This is a genomic window from Arthrobacter sp. NPDC056691, from assembly GCF_042791415.1.
In the GTDB taxonomy this organism is placed as follows: Bacteria; Actinomycetota; Actinomycetes; order Actinomycetales; family Micrococcaceae; genus Arthrobacter.
This window is the reverse complement of the sequence record NZ_JBHTXX010000024.1, coordinates 52,092-73,113: the sequence shown is the minus strand read 5'-3', so window position 1 is coordinate 73,113 and position 21,022 is coordinate 52,092. Positions and strand designations below refer to the sequence as shown.

The window sequence follows — 21,022 nt, the reverse complement described above, 5'->3', positions numbered from 1 at the left end:
CGTCCCGCGTCGGCGCCGGAGGGGCGTCGTTTTGGGCTGTCCAGCAGGAATACAGAACGATCGGTATTTCTAATGTGTATTGCTAAGAAAAGGTCGCTTTATCTTAAGGGACCCGAGGCTCATACTGATGGATAAGACGATCAAATCGCATTGAAAGAACGAGGAAAGCCATGACCAACACCGCAACGGATCACCGCGTGCAGGCAGGCAAGGACGCCGCTGTCACCGGCGCCGTCGCCACCCCTTCGGCAGGGTCTGACGTCGCCGAAGCGACAGCTCTGGCCACCGACGCAATCGCCCTCGTCCGCCGCTGGCTGACCGAGGCCAGCAAGGTTCCCGTGGACGCCTCCGCCGAGCAGCTCGCCGGCGTCCTCAAGGACCCCAACGGCCTGGACTTCACCGTGGGCTTCGTAGACGGCGTCGTCCGTCCCGAAGACCTGCACGTCGCCGCCCGCAACCTTGCCGCCCTCGCCCCGAAGGTTCCCGCCTTCCTGCCCTGGTACATGCGCAGCGCTGTCCAGGCGGGTGGCCTCATGGCCCCGGTCCTGCCGCAGGTTGTCATTCCCGTGGCCCGGAAGGTCCTCCGCGAAATGGTGGGCCACCTCATCGTTGACGCCACCGACTCCAAGCTGGGCCCGGCCATCGCCAAGATCCGCAAGGACGGCATCAAGCTCAACGTGAACCTCCTCGGCGAGGCTGTACTCGGCGAGCACGAGGCCTCCCGCCGGCTCGAGGGGACCCACACGCTGCTGGCCCGCCCGGATGTGGACTACGTCTCCATCAAGGTGTCCTCCACCGTGGCCCCGCACTCCGCCTGGGCCTTCGATGAGGCCGTGGAGCACGTCGTCGAGAAGCTCACTCCGCTCTTCACCCGCGCCGCCTCGTTCCCCAATCCCAAGTTCATCAACCTGGACATGGAGGAGTACAAGGACCTGGACATGACCATTGCGGTCTTCACCCGGATCCTGGACAAGCCGGAATTCAAGAACCTGGAAGCCGGCATCGTGCTCCAGGCCTACCTTCCGGACGCCCTCGCCGCCATGATCCGGCTGCAGGAATGGGCGGCGGCCCGCCGCGCGGACGGCGGCGCGGCCATCAAGGTCCGCGTGGTCAAGGGCGCCAACCTTCCCATGGAGCAGGTGGAGTCCTCGCTGCACGACTGGCCGCTGGCCACGTGGGGCACCAAGCTCGACTCGGACGTCAACTACAAGCGCGTCATCAACTACGCGCTGCACCCGGACCGGATCTCCAACATCCGCATCGGCGTCGCAGGCCACAACCTGTTCGACATCGCCTTCGCCTGGCTGCTGGCCAAGCAGCGCGGCATCGCGGATACCGCAGAGCAGGGCATCGAATTCGAGATGCTGCTCGGCATGGCGCAGGGCCAGGCCGAGGCCGTCAAGAAGGACGTCGGCTCCCTGCTGCTCTACACGCCGGTGGTTCACCCGGCCGAATTCGACGTCGCCATCGCCTACCTGATCCGCCGCCTCGAAGAGGGCGCCAGCCAGGAAAACTTCATGTCCGCCGTCTTTGAGCTCAGCGTAAACGAGGGACTGTTCGAGCGCGAAAAGCAGCGCTTCCTGTCATCGCTGGAAAAGCTCGACGACGAGGTCCCGCCGCCCAACCGCAGGCAGAACCGCAGCCTCCCGGAAGATCCGATGCCCCGCACCGGCTTCCGGAACACCCCGGACACGGACCCGTCCTTGCCCGCCAACCGTGACTGGGGCCGGGCCATCCTGGACCGCGTTCCGACATCGACGCTGGGCAACGCTTCCGTTGAAGCCGCCACCATCGCCGACGCGGACACCCTCAATACCGTGATCGCAACGGCCGTCGAAAAGGGCAACGCCTGGGGCGCGCTGTCCGGTGCTGAACGCGCCGAAATCCTGCACCGCGCCGGCGACGTCCTCGAGGCTCGCCGCGCGGAGCTGCTCGAGGTCATGGCCAGCGAAACCGGCAAGACCATCGACCAGGGCGACCCCGAGGTCAGCGAAGCCGTGGACTTCGCCCACTACTACGCCGAGTCCGCCCGCAGGCTGGACCTGGTGGACGGCGCCACGTTCGTCCCGGCGAAGCTCACCGTGGTCACCCCGCCGTGGAACTTCCCGGTCGCCATCCCGGCCGGCTCCACCCTCGCGGCCCTCGCCGCCGGATCCGCCGTCGTGATCAAGCCCGCCAAGCAGGCCCGCCGCAGCGGTGCCGTGATGATCGAGGCCCTCTGGGCGGCCGGGGTTCCCCGCGACGTCCTCACCATGGTCCAGCTGGGCGAGCGCGAACTGGGCCAGCAGCTGATTTCCCACCCCGCCGTGGACCGGGTCATCCTGACCGGCGGCTACGAGACCGCCGAGCTGTTCCGTTCCTTCCGCAAGGACCTGCCGCTGCTGGCCGAAACCAGCGGCAAGAACGCCATCATCGTCACGCCCAGCGCCGACCTGGACCTCGCCGCCAAGGATGTTGCCTACTCCGCCTTCGGCCACGCCGGCCAGAAGTGCTCCGCCGCCTCGCTGGTGATCCTGGTGGGCTCCGTGGCCACCTCCAAGCGGTTCCACAACCAGCTGATCGACGCCGTGACCTCCCTCAAAGTGGGCTACCCGCAGGATCCCACCAGCCAGATGGGCCCGATCATTGAGCCGGCCAAGGGCAAGCTGCTCAACGCGCTGACCACCCTCGGCGACGGCGAGAACTGGGCCGTCGAGCCCCGCAAGCTCGACGGCACCGGGCGGCTCTGGAGCCCGGGCGTCCGCTACGGCGTCAAGCGCGGCTCCTACTTCCACCTGACCGAGTTCTTCGGCCCCGTCCTCGGCGTCATGACCGCAGACACCCTGGAAGAAGCTATCGCCATCCAGAACCAGATCGAGTACGGCCTCACCGCCGGCCTGCATTCCCTCAACACGGACGAGCTGGGAGTGTGGCTGGACACCATCCAGGCAGGCAACCTCTACATCAACCGCGGCATCACCGGTGCCATTGTGCAGCGCCAGCCGTTCGGTGGCTGGAAGAAGTCGGCGGTTGGCGCCGGCACCAAGGCGGGCGGCCCCAACTACCTCGCCGGCCTCGGCGACTGGGCCAGCGCCCAGAGCACCCAGGGCGGCGCGGCGGGCATCGCCAACCGCAGGGTGCAGCGTCTCCTGGACGCAGTGACGGGCGAATTCAGCGAGGCCGACACCGAGGCGCTGCGGCGGGCGCTGGGCTCCGATGCCCTCGCCTGGGCAGACGATTTCGGCACCGCCAAAGACGTCTCGAACCTCAGCGCCGAGCGGAACATCTTCCGCTACCGTGCGCTGCCGGTCACCGTCAGGTTGTCCGACGGCGAATCCCTCCGGCCGCTCGTCCGGACAGTAGCCGCCGGCGTCCTTGCCGGCGCCCCGCTCACCGTTTCGTCCGGCGTCGAACTTCCCGCCCAGCTGCGTTCCGTACTCACCGGGCTGGACATCGCCGTGACGGTGGAGGACGACGCCGCGTGGCTGGCATCCGCGGCCCGTCGCGCCGCGGCCGGCCAGCTGTCCGGCGGTCGCATCCGCCTGATCGGCGGCTCCGCCGCTGACCTGGCCGAAGCGACCGGCGGCCGTCCGGATCTGGCCATCTACGCCCACGAGGTGACGGAGGCCGGCCGTATTGAAATGCTGCCGTTCCTGCACGAGCAGGCCGTCAGCATCACGGCCCACCGGTTCGGCACACCGAACCACCTCTCCGACCCGCTGATCTAGGGGGCTCGCTGATCCGGCGACCCCTGATAAGGCAAACAGAACGGGCGGACACCAAATGGTGCCCGCCCGTTCTGTTTGCCTGTTTTGCTGCTTAACCCAGATACCAGCCGGGTGGGGCCCACGACGCGGGAACGCTGTGTGCGGAGAAGTCCTCGCAGCGGGTGCAGGTGTACGCGACTTCGCCCAGCTTCCGGACGGTGCCGTCCTGCCGGTGCTTGGCGGGCACGAAGGACTCGAGGTAGATGAACTCGTCTGTTCCGCACTTTTCGCAGTTGGGCTGGCCGACGTACTCGGCGTCGACGGTCATGGAGTGGCGGGTATAACGGGGGTTTGCGGCTGTGGTCACGGCGTACCTATCCCGAACAACGCGGGCTTCGTTGCCAAGCAATGTTCGTTTTCGAAACCTGTGTGTTATCGGCCGCTGCATGACCGCAACAGTCACAGCATAAGCCAGCTGCGAACCGTTATCAATCATTTTTCCAGCCGCAGCCCTGCTAAACGGGCTTCTTCAGGGTCCTTCCCATGATGGCCTGGGTCAGGGCGTCGATAACCTCGGCGTTCGCCAGCGGGTTCCTGATCAGCGTGAAATCGACATCCCCCACCGGCGGCAGCTCGAAGCGGCGTGTGATGATTTTCAGATCCTCGGGCACCAGCGAGGACGGCATCACCGCCACCCCGATGCCGGCGCGGACGGCCGCCAGCACGCCACTGATCTGCTTGGTGGTGCACGTGATGCGCCACGTCCTGCCCACGGATTCGAGCGCATCGATGGCAAGTTTGCGGCTCAGGCTGGGCGCGGGGTAGGCGATCAGCGGCACGGGGTGGCCCGGCTCCAGGGCGGTCTGTTCGAGGCCCACCCAGGAAAACGTATCGTGCTGGACCACGGTGCCGTCCTTGGCGCCGGCCACCCACTTCACGAAGACGAGGTCCAGCTGGCCGGAATTCAGGCGTTTGTACAGCTGATCGCTCTGGCCGACGGTGAGCTCGAGGTTGATCTGCGGGTAGATCTGCCGGAACTCGCGCAGGATACGCGGCAGGCCGGTGATGGCGAGGTCGTCCGCGGTGCCGAAGCGCAGGCGTCCGCGCATGGCCGAACCGGAAAAGTAGCGGGCCGCGGCATCATGTGCCGCGAGGATGCTCCGCGCGAAGCCGGCCATGGCATCGCCGTTGTCCGTCAGCCTGACGTCCCTGGTGTCCCGGCTGATGAGCGTCCGCTTGGCGGCAGCCTCAAGCTTGCGCACGTGCTGGCTGACCGTCGGCTGGGCCAGGCCAAGACGTTCTGCAGCCTTGGTGAAGCTCAGCGTTTCGGCAACCGCGAGGAACGATCGGAGCTGGGCCGGTTCGAACAATCGTCCTCCTCGAGGGCGGGCATCATTACGTTCAGCAATGATAGTTATTGGAGCAATAGTCTTCCACAATCGTAGAAGGGCGCCATAGCGTTGAGGGCATCCCCCGTCGGACCGCTTACTTGAGGAACCCCTGTGACACCCCCACCGCCGCCACTGGCCACCGTCACCCAGCCCGTCGCCGTCGTCAGTGAACGCCTTCCGTGGCGTCACACCTTCATCTCACTCCGGGTCCCCAACTTCAGGCTCTTCGCCACGGGCCACTTCATTGCCGTCATCGCCATCTGGATGCAGCGGATCGCCCAGGACTGGCTGGTGCTCCAACTCTCCGGATCCGTCACAGCCGTCGGCTTCACCGTGGCGCTGCAGTTTCTGCCGTCATTGCTGCTGGGACCGTGGGGCGGGATGGTCGCGGACCGGTTCTCCAAGCGCAGGATCCTCATTCTGTGCCAATCCGCCGCCGCTGTCCTGGCCGCTGCCCTCGCCGTCCTCGCGCTCACAGGACGGATCGAGGTCTGGCACGTTTACGTCATCGCCCTGGTGCTAGGCCTGGTCACCGTGCTGGACCAGCCCGCCCGGCAGGTGTTCGTCCACGAACTGGTGGGGCCGCGCTACCTGCGCAACGCGATCAGCGTGAACTCGACGACCTTCCAGCTGGGCGGGCTGATCGGTCCGGCGATCGCCGGGGTGCTGCTGACCGCCGTCGGCGCCGGCTGGGCCTTCGCCGCCAACGCGGCGGCCTGCTGCTCCACCGTGGCCATGCTCCTGCTGCTGCGCCGGGACGAGCTGTTCGTCAGCGCGCCGGCGCCCAAGTCCAAGGGAATGCTGCGGGAAGGGCTGCGGTACGCGCTGAGCAAGCCCACCATCTACTGGCCGTGGCTCATGGTGGGCTTCATTTCCGTGTTCGCCATGAGCCTGCCGGTGCTGCTCGCCGCCTTCGCGGACCGCGTGTACAGCATCGGCGCGGGCGGCTACGGCATGCTGAATGCGCTGGTGGCACTGGGGGCGCTGGCCGGCGCGGTGGCATCCACCAGGCGGCGGCAGCTCAGGCTGCGGTCAGTGGTCTTGGCGGCCGGCATGTACGGGCTGATGCTGTGCCTGACCGCCTCCGTCCCCACCCTGCCGCTCTTCGGCGCCGCACTGGTGCTGTCCGGGTTCTGGTGCCTGATGTTCCTCACCGCGTCCAACCAGCTGGTGCAGACCAGCTCCAACATGAGCATCCGCGGCCGCGTGATGAGCCTGTACATCATGGTGCTGATCGGCGGCCAGGCCCTCGGCGGACCCATGATCGGTTTCATCGCCGAGCACCTGGATCCGCACGCCGGCCTGTTGGTGGCGGGAGGGGTGCCGGCGCTCGCGGCGGCGACTGTCGCCGTCGTGCTTGCCCGCAAAGGTGAGCTGACGCTCAAGGTGGATCTGCGGAGCCGGCGGGGACTGCTGCGCGTGGTGCGCCGGGCGGCATGACGCCGCAGACGGCGCCTTCAAAGGGGGTGGAGCGGCTGACGGGAATCGAACCCGCGTATCAAGCTTGGGAAGCTAGCGCTCTACCATTGAGCTACAGCCGCAGTCGCACCGGAAACTGCCCGGGGCAGAACCTAGCTTAGCGCAGTTGGACAGTGACGCCGGCCATCTGGATCCCGAGTCCGCGCGCGCCGGCCAACCGGGCCGAAAGCCTCCCGTAACTGTTCGGTAAAGGCCCGGGCGGTGTGCGGCCATGCGCCGGCACAGCTGACTATCCTGAATCTCGTTAGCTGCAGTAAGGGGAACGGGCTACGCAAGGCAGGCCCGACGTCGAAAAAGGATCCCCATGGCAGGTGCAGAACACGAGGTCCTCGTTGCGCGCGACGCCATGACGGTCTACTCATTCCTCCTGGACGGCGCGAATCTGCCCAGATGGCAGGCCGGCGTCCGGAGCGCAGGGCTCAGTTCGGGCAGCGCAGGCACTGTAGGTGCAAGGTACCAGGTCACCCTTGACGGTCCCCGGGGCTGGCCGGTGGCCCGCGATTACGAGATCACCCAGGCACGGCCCGGCGCCGAAATCCAGTTCCAGGTGGTGGCCGGCCCGTCCCTCCTGCGCGGTGGCTTCTACCTCAGCACCGAGAGCGCCGGGACCCGGGTGCGGTTCGCGCTGGAGGCCCCGACGCTTGGGTTCTGGAGCTTCATCCGGCCGGCATACCGGCGCCAGCTCCGGGCAGCCGTGGGACAGCTCGCCAGGCTTCCCGGCGTCATCGAAGAACGCACGACGGCGGACTGAGACTTCCGTACGTCCGCCGGACGGAGTTTATGTCCAGATACCGCGAGTTCAAGGGTCTTTTGGGGCCAATATCTGGACAAATACTTGTTCCGCTGCGCGCTTACTGGGCCAGCTGCTGGCCTGCCCACGTTCCGGGGATGGCCGACGGCGGCGACAGCACTCCGGCGTCGAGGTTCCAGTACTGCACGGGGCCGGCTTGACCGGCGATGCCGGTGCGCTGCAGGACCAGTCCGACAGAGTAGGCGCCGGTAACGCCGTGCAGTGCGCGGACGGCTGTCACGTCGCCCCACCCGCTGGCGACCAGAGTCCGCGACTCGGCCCTGGGCGACGGTCCCCCGGAACCCCGGTAGAGCAGAACGCCGCCGTCGCCCTGGCGGGCCAGCAGGTCCTGGAAACCGTCGCCGTCGTAATCCATCATGGCGAGCCGTGTGGCGGACACACCGGAAGCGATGAGGGTCCGCTGGACCAGATCGCCGGTGCCCCGGTTGGGGTAGAGCCAGAGGTTCGAGTCGGCGTCGAGTGCCAGCAGCTCGGGAAGCCGGTTGGTGGAACACCATCCGCCGACTGCCAGGGTCATGCCCGCCCAGCCGGACTGCCCCAGCGTGACCGGCGGCAGGAACCCGCCCGCCAGCTGCCCCGGATACAGGGTGAGGCGGCCGTCGGACCATTGCGCCAGCACGTCGTAAACGCCGTCCCGGTCCCAGTCTGTAACGAAGACCTGCCGCGCGGCCGTGAAGCCGGTGCCGATGGTTTCGGGCGGACCGAACTGCCCGGCGCCCAGTGCGGGCCGGTTGATGAGCTGCCCCGCGGCGTCGACCGACACGATGTCCCCGGCACTCCGGATGGCGGCCGTGGCCAGGTCCAGCGTGGGCGGCATATGCTTCACCAGCGGCTCGCACACATCCGTCGGCTGCACCGGAACCGGGGTGCTGCCGCCCGGGGCGGCAGTGGTTCCCGCGGGCAGGGCCGAGTAGCCGAAGAAGTTCACCACACCCCACATGGTGTAGCGGCTGGGCGTGGTCTGCCAGTTGCCGTCGGTGAAGGTGATGCCGATGCCGACCACGTTGAACCGGGGGTCGGCGAGGATGGCGTTGTGGGCCGGCGAATTCTTCCACCATTCGACGAGCTGCGCGGCGTCGCGGTCCCAGCGGACGGCAATGACCTCGCCGGCGCCGTTGGTGGGGCTCAGGGCGCGCGCATCTGTCCAGAAGTTGGCCCGGTGTTCAATGACTTCGCGGGCGGCGATGCTGTCCGACCACTCCTGCGCCATGCCGGCGACGGTTGCGTGGTACTTGACGGCCGGCAGTCCGAGGGAAGCCCGGTAGGTGTTGATGGCGTTGAAGACGGCGGCCACCTGGACGGCGTTGCTGTCCGGCACCAGCGCCTGCGGTGTCAGCAGGCCCTTTGCGGGGGCGCCCGGTTCCGTCCGGGCCGTGTACTGCGGCGCGGCAAAGGCGCCGGCGGGGGCTGAGAGCGGCGGAATGGAGGCCGGCTCCGGCGGGCCCGCGGGCGCTGTGGGCGCTCTGGGGTGGGTGGTCTGGACTGGAACGGGCTGCACTGGAGTGGTCTGCGCTGGAGTGGTCTGCGCGGGCTCGGGCTGTGTGGCGTGGCTTGGCGCGGCGGGCGCTTCCTGGGCAGTGACCGGCGCTGGGGCCGGTACGGCCGCCGTCGTCCCCGTCGGCCTTGCGGCGTGCGGGGCGGTCTCAGCAACTCCGGTGTCAGCAGCTCCGGTGAGTGGAGGCCCGGGTGAGGGGGCCGCGGTGGCCGGCCCGCCGTCGTCGGGCGTGACCCGGGGCCGCGCCGGGGCGGCTTCCGGTGCGGCGGAAGTAGAGCCAGTCACAGCGGCTGCCGTGGCGGAACTGCCGGCCGTTGCCATGGTTGGCAGGCCGCTGGCCGCGGGAGTCGCCAGCGCGAGGGCGCAGGCGAGTGCAACAGCGGCCTTGGCCGCAATCCTGTTCAAAATATCCCCAGCTCTATTTCTGGCCGTGTGACGTGAGACCGTCAGCCTGATTGTTCACGCAACACTAGCGGCAGGGAAGTGGGGCGGCAATGGTATTTTTGAGGGTGTGCTGATCTCTGACCGCGACATTCGTGCCGAAATTGATTCCGAACGGATCGTCCTCGATCCGTACGAAGCCGCGATGGTCCAGCCGTCCTCGGTGGATGTGCGGATTGACCGCTATTTCCGGCTGTTCGACAACCACAAATACGCCCACATCGACCCCGCCGAAGAGCAGCCTGAGCTGACCCGGCTGGTGGAGGTGGAGGAGGGCGAACCGTTCATCCTGCACCCCGGCGAGTTCGTGCTTGGTTCCACCTACGAAACCGTCACGCTGCCGGACGACATCGCCGCGCGCCTCGAGGGCAAGTCCTCGCTTGGCCGCCTCGGCCTGCTGACGCACTCCACAGCCGGCTTCATCGACCCCGGCTTCTCAGGCCACGTCACGCTGGAGCTGTCCAACATGGCCACGCTGCCCATCAAGCTGTGGCCGGGCATGAAGATCGGCCAGCTCTGTTTCTTCCGGCTGTCCTCCGCTGCCGAGTTCCCCTACGGATCCGGCGAGTACGGCAACCGGTACCAGGGCCAGCGCGGACCCACTGCGAGCCGCAGCCACCTGAACTTCCACCGGACGGACATTTAACGGCGGCGCTTTCGCCCAGACGTGAGATCTCGACGCTTAGCGGTTTCGTAAGCGCCGAGATCTCACCTCCCGATGGCAGGACGCCCTCGGCACCCCTCCTCCACACTGGGGATAACTGCGGATGACCTCGCCTGACGTGCACACAATGGCCCATGAGAAAGCCGCCACCACTGCCTGGCCTGCTCGCGGGCAGGTCGTTCACGCTCGATGAGCAGCGTTCCGCCGGTGTTGCCGCGCAACGCGCCTGGCGCAGCGACCTCCGGGTGGCAAGCCGCGGGGTGCGCGTTCCGTGGGATGTCGAGCAGGACTTCACGCACACCTGTCGGCTGCTTTGCGGCGTCTGTCCGTCGGCTGCCTGCTGCCTAGGGACCGCCGGCCGGCTGTGGAGGTGCCCGCTTCCGTGGAGTGTCCAGACTGACTTGCGCGTCCATTTGGCGCGGTTCGACGGCGGAAACCGGCCCGTCCGCAAGGGCGTGGCCGGCCATCGGCTCGAATTGCATGACACCGACCTCACCGAGCTCAACGGCATTCCCGTCACGGGCCCGGCGCGGACTTGGCTGGATCTCGCCGCCATTCTCGGCCTCGAAGACCTGGTGGTTGCGGCCGACTTCTTCATCTGCAGCCAGTCCCGAAGTTTTGGCCCACGAAAATTGGCGCTGTGTTCCCTAGCCGATCTGGAGCAACAGGTGGAGGACGGCAGCGGCGCGCGGGGCATCCGCAAGGCCAGGACGGCGCTGGGCCTGGCCAGAGTGGGTGCGGACTCGGCGCCCGAGACCCGGCTTAGGCTGGCGCTGGGCAGGCTGGGCCTGCCCGAACCGGCACTGGGTTATGTGATCACGGATGCAACTGGCTGGGAGTTGGCTTGGCCGGACATGGCCTTTCCGGAGTTCAAGGTGGCTGTGAACTACGATGGCCGGCACCACCTTGAACCGCGCCAGCGCGAATCAGACATCCGCCGGGACGAGTCCATTGCGGCGATCGGCTGGACTTCGGTGACGATCACGGCGACGCAGGTCAGGACCTGGGGGTACGACGGGTGCGCACAGCGGGTGCTGGACGCGTTGGTGCGGTGCGGGTGGCGCGCCGAGAGGTGAGATTTCGTCGCTTCGGGGCTAGCTAAATGTCGAGATCTCACGTCTCGATGGGCCCTAGTAAATACGGACCCGCTTAGCTCAGGCCCGGACGGGTTCCGGCCGCGCCGGGCGGGAGAACTTCTTGACGAGGGGTTCGATGTAGCGGGCAGCCAGCGGCCCCAGGATCGCCATAATCAGGACGTAGGCCGTGGCGAGGGCCGCGAGCTCGTCCGCAACCACCCCGGAGGTCACCGCCAGGCCCGCGATGACAATGGAGAACTCGCCGCGGGCTATCAGCGCGGCCCCGGCGCGGAAGCGGCCTGGCCGCGCGATGCCTGCTCGCTTGGCGGCCCATGCCCCGGTGATGATCTTGGTGGCGGCGGTGAGCACCGCGAGGGCAAGTGCCCATGCCAGCACCGGTGGGATGGAGGTGGGGTCCGTGTTGAGCCCGAACGCCACGAAGAAGATGGCGGCAAAGAGGTCCCGCAGCGGCTCAAGGATGCGCGTTGCACTATGGGCCGTGGCGCCCGAGATCGCGATACCGAGCATGAAGGCGCCCACCGCGGCGGACACCTGCAGTACTGCGGCCACGCCCGATACCAGCAGGGCGGCCCCCAGCAGGTTCAGCAGGAAGACCTCCGAATTCTCGCTGTGTACCGCCTTGGAGACGTGGTGTCCGTGCCGCAGGGCGACCAGCAGCACCACCGTGACCACCGCCAGCGAGACGCCGACGGTTTGCAGGCCGCCCAGGAAGCTGACGCCGGCGAGCGTGGCGGTGAGGATCGGCAGATATATGGCCATGGCCAGGTCCTCGAAGACCAGAATGGAGAGGACCACGGGCGTCTCGCGGTTACCGATACGGCCAAGGTCCGTGATGACCTTGGCCGCGATGCCCGACGACGATATGTACGTGACGCCGCCCATAACCATGGCGCCCACGACTCCCCACCCGAGGAGGGCGGCCAGGGCAGCGCCGGGAACGAAGTTCAGGACGAAGTCGAGGATGCCGGCCTTCCATGACCTGCGCAGGCCGGTCACTAGCTCCGTCGCTGTATATTCCAGCCCGAGCATAAGTAGCAGCAGGATGACGCCGATCTCACCCGAGAGATGGGAAAACTCCTTCATGCCGCTCAGCTCCACCACGCCACCGGCGCCGAAGCACAGCCCACCCACCAGATACAGCGGAATGGGGGACATCCCTATCCGCCCTGCCAGCCTCGCCAGCAGGCCAAGGCAGAAGACAACTGCCCCCAGTTCGATGAGAGACAGGGCCACGCGGTCCATGAGGGTCAGCCGTTGCGCAGGATGTCGGCCGCAGCGTCCAACCCCTCTTGCGTGCCGACGGCGACCAGCAGGTCGCCGGGGTGAAGGAGGAGGTCGGGGCCTGGCGAAGGAACCACCTCGCCTTCACGCATGATCGCCACAATCGAAACGCCGCACCTTGTGCGGATGCGGGCTTTGCCCATGGGCTGGTTCTGGAACGGGGAGTCCGCGGCAATGGAGAATTGCCGGGTGGCGATGCCGGGAACTTCCCGGTGGGCCTCGGTCAGCGTCATGGCAAGGTGCTGGCCTCCCAGCAGGTTCCCCAGGCATGCCGCCTCCTCGCCGGTCAGCGGAATCGAGGCCTGGCACGTGTCCGGGTCATCCCAGGTGGAAACGAACAGCTCGGTCTGGCCCTCGCGCAGTTCCACCACCCCGATCCGCCGGCCGGATGCGGTCATGAAGTCCTTGCGCCTGCCCAAGCCGGGGAGGTCTGTCTCTTCCATGTACATAACATCAGCGTAGTCCGCGAACCTGCGATTTCGGCTGAAACTGCGTGCCCTGCCCGGGGCTTAAGTGTTCGTTCGCGCTCGGGACTCGGGCTTAAGTGTTCGTTCGCGCTGGGAGCCGGGTCAGGATTGGGGGACCACGGCGATCTCGGTTTCGCCCGGGGCCTTCACGGGCAGGAGGACCAGGAGCCCGGAGAGCAGCACCACCATGATGCCCAGGATGCCCCAGCGCTGCGCGTCGCCCTGCGCCACCAGGGGGGTGGCAACGGTGATGCACAGCGTGAACAGGGCCGGGGCGAGGAAGCTGACCGCGCGGCCAGTGGTTGCGTACAGGCCGAAGAGCTCGCCGGATTCGCCCTGCGGGGCGAGCCGGGCCAGGTACGCGCGGGAGGAGGACTGGGCCGGCCCGACGAAGAGGCAAAGGAACAGGCCGAAAACCCAGAACGTCGTGGAGCCTGACCAGGGCACCCCGAAGAACGTGTGGTTGTCGTTGCCCAGCACCAGGATCACCGTTCCGGCGACCAGGAGGCCGGTGAGCGAGCCGATGATCACGGCCTTGGGCCCCACCCTGTCGTCCAGGAAGCCGCCGATGATCGCGCCCACGGCCGCCACAATGTTGCCGAAGATCGCAAAGAAGATGACCTGCGGCAGCGCGAAGCCGAAGGTGCCGGCCGCGATGATCCCGCCGAAGGTGAAGACCGCCGCCAGCCCGTCCCGGAAGATGGCGCTCGCCAGCAGGAAGAAGATGGTGTGCGGGCTGGTCCGGTAGATGGCCTTGATCCTGCGCGCCAGCAGCCCGTAGGACGCCAGGAACCCAAGACTCGCCGCGCGCTTCGGCTTGGGCAGCTCCGGAACTGCGAACATCACCGGCAGTGCGAAGATGAAGAACCACATGGCGGAGAACACAGCCACCAGCCGGATGTTCAGGCTGTCCTGGGTGGCGGCGCCGAACCACTCGAAGCGCGGCTGCACGAAAAGCTGAAGCACGATGAGCAGTGCCACGATGCCGCCGAGGTAGCCCATGCCCCAGCCGAAACCGCTGACCTTGCCGATGTTCCGCGGCGTCGAAATCTGCGCCAGCATGGCGTTGTAGTTGACGCCCGCAAATTCGAAGAACACGTTGGCGAGGGCGATCAGGGACACTCCCAGCAGCAGGAACTCGGGGCGGGGAAACACGAAGAAGCACAATGCCGTCAGGATCGCGACGGCGGCCGTGTTCACTCCCAGCCAGAGCTTGCGGCGGCCCCCGGTATCGGACCGCTGGCCCGTGACAGGCGCGAGCAGCGCAATGGCCGCCCCCGCAATGGCCAGTGCTCCGCCGAGCACCGCCGAGGCGCGGTCTTCGCCGCCGAACGCCTGGGACGTCAGGTAGACCGTGAAGACGAACGTCGTCATGACCGCGTTGAACGCCGCGGACCCCCAGTCCCACGCCGCCCAGGCCAGGACGCGGCCCTTGCCGGAGGCCTGCGGCCCTGCTTCAAGTTCCGACGACGGCTGCGTGGCCTCGGATGCGGCTGCGGAGTTCATAGGCCGATGCTATCCGCCCGTGGCGAACAGCGAACGGAAACTCTCCCGCAGGCTGGCGAAACTTGCGTTGCGGCTGGCCAGCGCGGGCAAAACTGTCGGCGCCCCCTTGATAAACTGTCGGGACCGAACCCAACGAATGACCGCCTGCTCCAACTTTTGATAACCGAATTCTGACTTTGCGGAGATACCAGTGATCACAGTCCTTGCCGTGCACTTCGCGGTGGCCGCTGTGGCGCCGTTCGTCTTCCGGAAGTTCGGCCGAAACTCGTTCTATGCGCTGGCCGCGGTCCCCGCCGGTTCATTCATCTGGCTCCTGTTCCAGCACGCCGCCGTCTACGGCGTCGGAGCTCCTGCAAAAACGGGAGCCCCCGCACAAGCCGGAGCCGTCGCCGAAACCGCACCCTGGATCCCAAGCCTCGGCATCGAATTCGCCTTCCGCATGGATGCCCTGGCCTGGGTCATGTCCCTGCTGGTGCTGGGCGTGGGCGCCCTGGTGCTGGTCTACTGCGCACGGTACTTCAAGGACAAGGACAGCTACCTCGGCGGGTTCGGCGCGCAGCTGCTGGCATTCGCCGGGGCCATGTTCGGGCTGGTCACCGCGGATGACCTGCTGATGATGTTCATCTTCTGGGAACTCACCACGGTCCTTTCCTACCTCCTGATCGGCTACGCGCGGACACGGCTTGCCGCCCGCCGCTCCGCGCTGCAGGCCCTCATGGTCACCACTGCCGGCGGCCTGGCCATGCTCGTCGGCCTGATCATGCTCGGCGCCAGCGCCGGCACCTACCGGATCTCGGCCATCCTCGAGCAGGCGCCCGGGCTGGTCTCCGGACCGGCATCGGGAGCCGTGGGCGCCGCCGTCGTCCTCATCCTGATCGGTGCGGTGACCAAATCCGCGCTTGTGCCCTTCCACTTCTGGCTTCCGGGCGCCATGGCCGCGCCAACGCCCGTGAGCGCGTACCTGCACGCCGCCGCGATGGTGAAGGCCGGCGTGTATATCGTGGCGCGACTTGCCCCGGGCTTCACGGACACCGCCTACTGGCTGCCGATGGTCCTCGGGCTGGGGCTCGCCACGATGCTGGTGGGCGGCTACCGGGCTCTGCGCCAGACGGACATCAAGCTCATCCTGGCCTACGGCACCGTGAGCCAGCTGGGATTCATCACCATGGTGGTGGGGCTCGGCAAGCCCGACGCCGCGCTCGCCGGCCTCGCCATGCTGCTCGCGCACGGGCTCTTTAAGGCAACGCTCTTCCTGGTGGTGGGCATCATCGACCACCAGTCCGGCACGCGCGACATCCGCCAGCTTTCGGGCGTTTTCCGCTCGTCCCGGGCCCTCGGCATCGTGGCCGGGGTCGGCGCCGCCTCCATGGCCGGCATCCCGCTGCTGGGCGGGTTCGTGGCGAAGGAGTCGGTGCTTGAGGCGTTCGTGCACTTCGCCGGGGAGCCCGGCTACGGCCCCTGGGGCGCAGTGGTCCTCGCGGGCGTGGTGCTCGGCTCCGTGCTGACCTTCGCCTACAGCGCGCGCTTCATGTGGGGCGCCTTCGCCGTGAAACCGGGTGTCGAGCGCACCCCGTTCAAGGCCATCCGGCCCGCCTTCCTCGCGGCCCCGGCAGTACTGAGCGGCCTGACTGTGGTGTACGGACTGTGGCCGGTTCCGGTGGATGCCTGGATCCAGCCGTACGCGGCCCTGTTTACCGAGGGAACGCTCAGCGCGGGAACGGCCGACGCCGGTACTGCGGCAGGTGCCGCGGGGCACCTCGCGCTGTGGCACGGGCTGACCCCTGCCTTGGGCCTGACCGCCATCACCTTCGCCGCCGGCGCGGCGATGTTCTACGGACGGGCGGTGGTGGACCGGATCCAGAGCGCCGTTCCGCCCTGGTTCGACGCCGACCGCGGCTACCAGCTGACCATCGGCGCGCTGGACGACGTCGCGGTGTGGATCACCGGACGCACGCAGCGTGGTTCGCTGTATTTCTACCTGGCCGTGATCCTCAGCGTCGCCTTCGTCCTGCCCCTGTCCGCCCTGATCGCCGCGAACAAGCCGCTTCCCGAAGGGCTGTATTTCGTCGACCCCAACTCGCCCCTGCAGCTCGTGGCGGGTGCGGGGATCGTGATTGGGGCACTCGCCGCCGTCCGGGCCAACAAGCGCTTCCTGGCCGTGCTCATGGTTTCCGTCACCGGCTACGGCATCGCCCTGATGTTCGCGCTGCAGGGCGCGCCGGACCTGGCCCTGACGCAGATGCTCGTGGAAACGATCATCCTGGTGGCGTTCGTGCTGGCCATGCGCAGCCTCCCGGCGGAGCTGCGGGACCGGACCCGGGGCAAATACCGGGTGGTCCGCGTGATCATCGGCCTGTCCTTCGGCGCCACCATGGTCTTCGCCGCCATCCACGCCATGGGCGCCCGCATCGCCACGCCCGTCTCCCTCGAGTTCCCCAAGCTGGCCTACGAGGGCGGCGGCGGGCTCAACATCGTCAACGTCACCCTGGTGGACATCCGCGCATGGGACACCTTCGGTGAGATCTCCGTGCTGGCGCTGGCAGCCACCGGCGTGGCCAGCCTCATTTTCGTCCGGGGCCGCGGTGACCGGCTGCGCACCTCATCCGCTGTGGCCGAGGGGACTGTCGGCCGCCGCCACGGCGTGGACAAGTCCTCGAGGGACGGTGCCGCACTGGCCCTGACCCGGAAGTTCGCCGCGGCCGCACGGGATCCGTGGCTCGTAGCCGGGCGCACCCTGGCACCGGAGCGCCGCTCCATCATCTTCGAAGTGGTCACCCGGCTGATCTTCCACTCGATGATCATCTTCTCGCTCTATCTGCTGCTGGCAGGGCACAACCTCCCCGGCGGCGGCTTCGCCGGCGGCCTCATGGCCGGGCTGGCCCTCACGCTGCGCTACCTTGCGGGCGGCCGCTTCGAACTGCGGGAAGCCACCCCCATCAGCGCTGGCACCCTGCTCGGGATTGGCCTTGCCACGGCCGCGTTGTCCGGGGCCGCCCCCGTCCTGCTGGGCGGTCAGGTGTTCCAGAGCGCCATCATCGAGTTCTGGCTGCCGGTCTTCGGCGACATCAAATTCGTCACCTCCACCATCTTCGACACCGGCGTGTACATCGTCGTCGTCGGCCTGGTGCTGGATGTGCTCCGCAGCCTTGGCGCCGAGATCGACGAGCACTTTGAGGAACGCCCCCTGCCGCAGGATGCGCAGGAGGGCGATGAGGGCGCGGAAGAAGTGCCCGGCGGCATCCCGGCCGGATCCACCCGAGGCGGCACCGCATGACCGTTAACCTGACCCTGCTGACCGTCATGGGCGCCCTCTACGCCTGCGGCATCTACCTGATCCTGGAACGCAGCCTCACGCGCGTGCTGCTGGGGCTGATGCTGCTGGCCAACGCCACCAACCTGCTGATCCTCGCCACCGGCGGCTACGCCGGGCTGGCGCCCTTCTTCAGCAAGGACACTGACCCCGTGTCCTACAGCGACCCCCTGCCGCAGGCACTGATCCTGACGTCCATCGTCATTTCCTTCGCCGTGACCGCGTTCATGCTGGGCATCATCTACCGGACCTGGGTGCTTGCCCGCCAGGACGACATCCAGGACGACATCGAGGACCGCCGCGTGGCCGAGACCCCCAGCTTCGACGCCGAGGATGACGCTGTCATCCCCGTGGAAACCTCCGAGTTCCCCTTGCCCATGGGCGGACCGGACGGTTCCGCCGGGACGGAGCCGACGGCGACTGTCGAGGCAGGCGGCCGGCCCCTCCTGGCGGAACACGCGGCGCTGGAGGAGAAACCGGGATCCGGCAACACAGACACAGCCACAGACACAGTCACAACCACAGCCACAGGTAAAGACACTGACACCGATGGAGGGGCGAAGTGAACCTCGCAAGCCTTGCCCCGCTCGCCGTCGTACTTCCCATCCTGGGTGCGGCGCTGACGTTCGTGCTGATCCGGCATTCCCGCGCGCAGCGGGCCGTGAGCATCGCCCTGCTCTCGCTCACCCTGCTGCTGGAGTGCCTGCTCCTGGCGTCGGTCTGGAACGGCGGCACGGCGGCGGTCAACATTGGCGGCTGGGTGCCGCCGTGGGGAATCGTCCTGGTGGTGGACCAGTTCTCATCGCTCATGCTCGTGGTGTCCTCCGCGGTGAGCCTCGCCGTCCTCGTGTATGCCACCGGCCAGGGCATGGCCGACGGCGACCAGGACGCCCCGGTGTCGATCTTTCACCCCACGTATCTGATCCTCGTCGCCGGGGTCTCCAACGCGTTCCTCTCCGGGGACCTGTTCAACCTCTACGTCGGTTTCGAGATCCTGCTGACGGCAAGCTATGTGCTGATGACCCTCGGCGGCACGGGCCCGCGCATCCGGGCGGGCGTCACCTATGTGGTGGTCTCCGTGGTGTCGTCGGTGCTGTTCCTGATTGCCATCGCCATGGTTTACGGCGCCACCGGCACCATCAACATGGCGGACCTGGCCATCAAGCTCACGGAACTGGACCAGGGAACCAAGACGCTCCTGCACGTGATGCTGCTGGTGGCCTTCGGGATCAAGGCCGCGGTGTTCCCCCTGTCCTTCTGGCTTCCGGACTCGTACCCCACCGCGCCGGCGCCGGTCACGGCCGTGTTCGCCGGCCTGCTCACCAAGGTGGGCGTCTACGCCATGGTCCGCACGGAAACCCTGCTGTTCCCCGGCGACAGCCTCAACACACCCCTGATGGTGGTGGCGCTGCTGACCATGGTGGTGGGCATCCTGGGCGCGCTCGCGCAGAGCGACATCAAGCGTCTGCTGTCCTTCACCCTGGTCAGCCATATCGGCTACATGGTGTTCGGCCTGGCGATGTCCTCCGTCGCCGGCCTTGCTGCCGCTGTGTTCTACGTGGCGCACCACATCACCATCCAGACCAGCCTCTTCCTGGTCACCGGCCTGATAGAGCGCCGCGGCGGCAGCTCCTCCGTGGACCGGCTGGCCGGGCTGGCCAAACTGTCCCCGCTGCTGGCCCTGTTGTTCTTCGTTCCGGCCATGAATCTCGCGGGCATCCCGCCGTTCTCGGGCTTCCTGGGCAAGCTTGGCCTGATGCAGGCCGGCATCGGCCTGGGCACCCCGCTGGCCTACGCCCTGGTGATCGGCGGCGTGCTGACCAGCCTGCTGACGCTGCTGGCCGTTGCCCGCGTGTGGAACCGTGCGTTCTGGCGCAAGGCCGAAGACGCGGAGCACCCCGATCCGGTGCTCCTCGCCGTTCCCGCCCCGGATGGCGGCGCGACGGCGGTGCGCCTCCTGCCGCGCACCATGGTGGGGTCCACGCTGGGCCTGGTGGTGCTGGGTGTGGCTCTCACAGTCTTCGCCGGTCCGCTCTTCCGCGTGGCGGACCAGTCGGCCGCGGCCATGCTGGACAGGTCCGCCTATATCCAGGCGGTGCTTGGTGACGGCGCGCCCGTCCCGGCGCTGGCGCTGAGCGGGGGCGGAAAATGAGCCGAAAGAGGGTGTCCCTGCGGCAGGAACTGCCGCTGCTGGTCTGGCTGGTCATCGTCTGGGGAGCCCTCTGGCAGGACTTCAGCCCCGGCAATCTGCTCTTCGGCGCCCTGCTGGCGATTGCCGTGGCGCGCCTTTTCTACCTGCCGCCGGTGGAGCTGAGCGGCCGTTTCAACGTGCTGCGGGCCGTTCCGTTCGCGGTGGTGTTCCTCGGCCGGGTGGTGGCCGCCAGCTGCCAGGTGTTCTACCTGGCGGTGGCCCAGGGGCCCAAGGTGACCAACGCCGTCGTCGCCGTTCCGTTGCGCAGCCATTCGGACCTGATGGTGACGGCGACCGGCCACGTGATCTCCCTGATCCCGGGGTCGCTGGTGGTGGAGGTGGACAGGTCCACGTCCACGCTCTACATCCACGGACTGAACGTCCGGAACGGGGAGGATGTCCTCAAACTGCGCAAGGAAGTCCGCGACACCGAGGCGGGGCTCATCCGGATCATGGGAACGAAGGAAGAGCTTGCCGCACTGAAGCAGGAGGTAGGCGCATGATGGAGTTGGTCCTCACCGTCACGGCTGTGGCGCTGGCCCTCGCGGCGGCGGGTGCGATCATCCGCATCGCCCGCGGCCCGTCACTTCTGGACCGGGTCCTCGCGGCGGACGTGCTGCTGGCCATCCTCGGCGCGGCCCTGTGCATCGACATGGCCGTGAACCGGCACCTGAACAACCTGATGCTGGTGGTGGCCGTGTCCGTGATCGGGTTCATCGGCTCGGTAACAGTGGCCCGTTTCGTGGCAGACCGGCGGGAGCAGCCCAATGAGTCCTGAACCGAACGCCGTGGATGCGGTGATCGACGCTGTTTCGGCCGTGTTCATGGTGGTGGGCGCGCTGATGTCCCTGGCCGCCGCCCTCGGCCTGCTCCGCTTCCCGGACCTGATGAGCCGCATGCACGCCGCCACGAAGCCCCAGGTGCTTGGTCTGTTCCTGCTGCTGGCGGCGGTGGGGCTGCAACTGCGCACGTGGTGGGTGTGGCCGGTGCTGCTGGTGGCATGGATCTTCCAGCTGCTCACGGTGCCGGTCTCTGCCCATATGGTGGGACGCGCCGGCTACCGCACCAAGCACCTCCATAAGGAGCTGCTCAGCACCGATGAGCTGGAGGCCGTGGTGGTGAAGGCCGCCAAGGCGGCCCGGGAATCGGAAGCGGACGACGGCGGTAACCGCCCCGCCGGCTAAGTCCGCTGGTTGAGCCCGT

Annotated in this window: 17 protein-coding genes and 1 tRNA gene; 11 read left to right on the top strand and 7 right to left on the bottom strand. The window is 67.6% G+C overall.

The genetic code is table 11. The annotated features are described in order from the left end of the window. Nucleotides 1-170: 170 nt before the first annotated feature. Nucleotides 171-3,707, top strand: a complete 3,537-nt coding sequence (locus ACFRAU_RS17815; RefSeq protein WP_378000914.1) for a bifunctional proline dehydrogenase/L-glutamate gamma-semialdehyde dehydrogenase — start codon at nt 171-173, stop codon at nt 3,705-3,707. A gap of 91 nt (nt 3,708-3,798) precedes the next feature. On the opposite strand, the gene ACFRAU_RS17810 is transcribed toward ACFRAU_RS17815, so the two are convergent. Both ACFRAU_RS17810 and ACFRAU_RS17805 read right to left on the bottom strand, forming a co-directional pair. Beyond that, complete coding sequence (locus tag ACFRAU_RS17810; RefSeq protein ID WP_076803676.1) at nt 3,799-4,053, bottom strand: hypothetical protein; 255 nt, start codon at nt 4,051-4,053, stop codon at nt 3,799-3,801. Nucleotides 4,054-4,201: 148 nt separating this feature from the next. Further along, complete coding sequence (locus tag ACFRAU_RS17805; protein WP_214845461.1) at nt 4,202-5,056, bottom strand: LysR family transcriptional regulator; 855 nt, start codon at nt 5,054-5,056, stop codon at nt 4,202-4,204. A 132-nt stretch (nt 5,057-5,188) separates the two neighbouring features. Here ACFRAU_RS17805 and ACFRAU_RS17800 point away from each other — a divergent pair, with 132 nt between their 5' ends. After that, entirely contained in the window at nt 5,189-6,517 is a 1,329-nt protein-coding gene (locus ACFRAU_RS17800) for an MFS transporter (protein WP_378000913.1), read from the top strand. Between the two features lie 27 nt (nt 6,518-6,544). Here the strand turns inward: ACFRAU_RS17800 and ACFRAU_RS17795 are convergent. Next, nucleotides 6,545-6,618: transfer RNA gene (locus ACFRAU_RS17795), tRNA-Gly, on the bottom strand. Nucleotides 6,619-6,860: 242 nt separating this feature from the next. Between ACFRAU_RS17795 and ACFRAU_RS17790 the strand changes: the two genes are divergently transcribed. Beyond that, complete coding sequence (locus ACFRAU_RS17790) at nt 6,861-7,307, top strand: SRPBCC family protein (protein ID WP_378000912.1); 447 nt, start codon at nt 6,861-6,863, stop codon at nt 7,305-7,307. Nucleotides 7,308-7,407: 100 nt separating this feature from the next. Here the strand turns inward: ACFRAU_RS17790 and ACFRAU_RS17785 are convergent, their stop codons facing one another. Then, nucleotides 7,408-9,267 carry a CAP domain-containing protein gene (locus ACFRAU_RS17785; protein WP_378000911.1) on the bottom strand — a complete coding sequence of 620 codons (1,860 nt, stop codon included), beginning with the start codon at nt 9,265-9,267 and terminating at the stop codon, nt 7,408-7,410. A 106-nt stretch (nt 9,268-9,373) separates the two neighbouring features. Between ACFRAU_RS17785 and dcd the strand changes: the two genes are divergently transcribed. Further along, the gene (gene dcd, locus ACFRAU_RS17780; RefSeq protein WP_102973424.1) at nt 9,374-9,949 is read left to right on the top strand and encodes a dCTP deaminase; all 576 of its coding nucleotides are present in this window, start codon (nt 9,374-9,376) and stop codon (nt 9,947-9,949) included. Nucleotides 9,950-10,101: 152 nt separating this feature from the next. Continuing rightward, the gene (locus ACFRAU_RS17775) at nt 10,102-11,043 is read left to right on the top strand and encodes a hypothetical protein (RefSeq protein WP_378000910.1); all 942 of its coding nucleotides are present in this window, start codon (nt 10,102-10,104) and stop codon (nt 11,041-11,043) included. A gap of 78 nt (nt 11,044-11,121) precedes the next feature. On the opposite strand, the gene ACFRAU_RS17770 is transcribed toward ACFRAU_RS17775, so the two are convergent. The 3 genes from ACFRAU_RS17770 to ACFRAU_RS17760 form a co-directional block, all read right to left on the bottom strand. Beyond that, entirely contained in the window at nt 11,122-12,306 is a 1,185-nt protein-coding gene (locus ACFRAU_RS17770; protein WP_377994715.1) for a cation:proton antiporter, read from the bottom strand. 5 nt (nt 12,307-12,311) lie between these two features. Then, complete coding sequence (locus ACFRAU_RS17765; protein WP_377994716.1) at nt 12,312-12,794, bottom strand: cation:proton antiporter regulatory subunit; 483 nt, start codon at nt 12,792-12,794, stop codon at nt 12,312-12,314. Between the two features lie 120 nt (nt 12,795-12,914). Next, complete coding sequence (locus ACFRAU_RS17760) at nt 12,915-14,318, bottom strand: MFS transporter (RefSeq protein WP_378000909.1); 1,404 nt, start codon at nt 14,316-14,318, stop codon at nt 12,915-12,917. A 190-nt stretch (nt 14,319-14,508) separates the two neighbouring features. Here ACFRAU_RS17760 and ACFRAU_RS17755 point away from each other — a divergent pair, with 190 nt between their 5' ends. From ACFRAU_RS17755 to mnhG, 6 genes are read left to right on the top strand one after another with little or no spacing between them, the layout of a single operon-like run. Next, nucleotides 14,509-17,592 (top strand): Na+/H+ antiporter subunit A, encoded by a 3,084-nt coding sequence (locus ACFRAU_RS17755; RefSeq protein ID WP_378000908.1) that lies wholly within the window; start codon nt 14,509-14,511, stop codon nt 17,590-17,592. After that, nucleotides 17,589-18,194, top strand: coding sequence for a Na(+)/H(+) antiporter subunit C (locus ACFRAU_RS17750; protein WP_378000907.1), 606 nt, complete (start codon nt 17,589-17,591; stop codon nt 18,192-18,194). The genes ACFRAU_RS17755 and ACFRAU_RS17750 overlap by 4 nt, the downstream gene beginning before the upstream one ends. Next, the gene (locus ACFRAU_RS17745; RefSeq protein WP_377994720.1) at nt 18,191-19,780 is read left to right on the top strand and encodes a Na+/H+ antiporter subunit D; all 1,590 of its coding nucleotides are present in this window, start codon (nt 18,191-18,193) and stop codon (nt 19,778-19,780) included. The genes ACFRAU_RS17750 and ACFRAU_RS17745 overlap by 4 nt, the downstream gene beginning before the upstream one ends. After that, nucleotides 19,777-20,322, top strand: coding sequence for a Na+/H+ antiporter subunit E (locus ACFRAU_RS17740; RefSeq protein ID WP_377994721.1), 546 nt, complete (start codon nt 19,777-19,779; stop codon nt 20,320-20,322). The genes ACFRAU_RS17745 and ACFRAU_RS17740 overlap by 4 nt, the downstream gene beginning before the upstream one ends. Further along, nucleotides 20,319-20,597 (top strand): monovalent cation/H+ antiporter complex subunit F, encoded by a 279-nt coding sequence (locus ACFRAU_RS17735; protein ID WP_314194345.1) that lies wholly within the window; start codon nt 20,319-20,321, stop codon nt 20,595-20,597. The genes ACFRAU_RS17740 and ACFRAU_RS17735 overlap by 4 nt, the downstream gene beginning before the upstream one ends. After that, the gene (gene mnhG / locus ACFRAU_RS17730) at nt 20,587-21,003 is read left to right on the top strand and encodes a monovalent cation/H(+) antiporter subunit G (RefSeq protein ID WP_378000906.1); all 417 of its coding nucleotides are present in this window, start codon (nt 20,587-20,589) and stop codon (nt 21,001-21,003) included. Before ACFRAU_RS17735 ends, mnhG begins: the two co-directional genes overlap by 11 nt. Nucleotides 21,004-21,022: the final 19 nt, after the last annotated feature.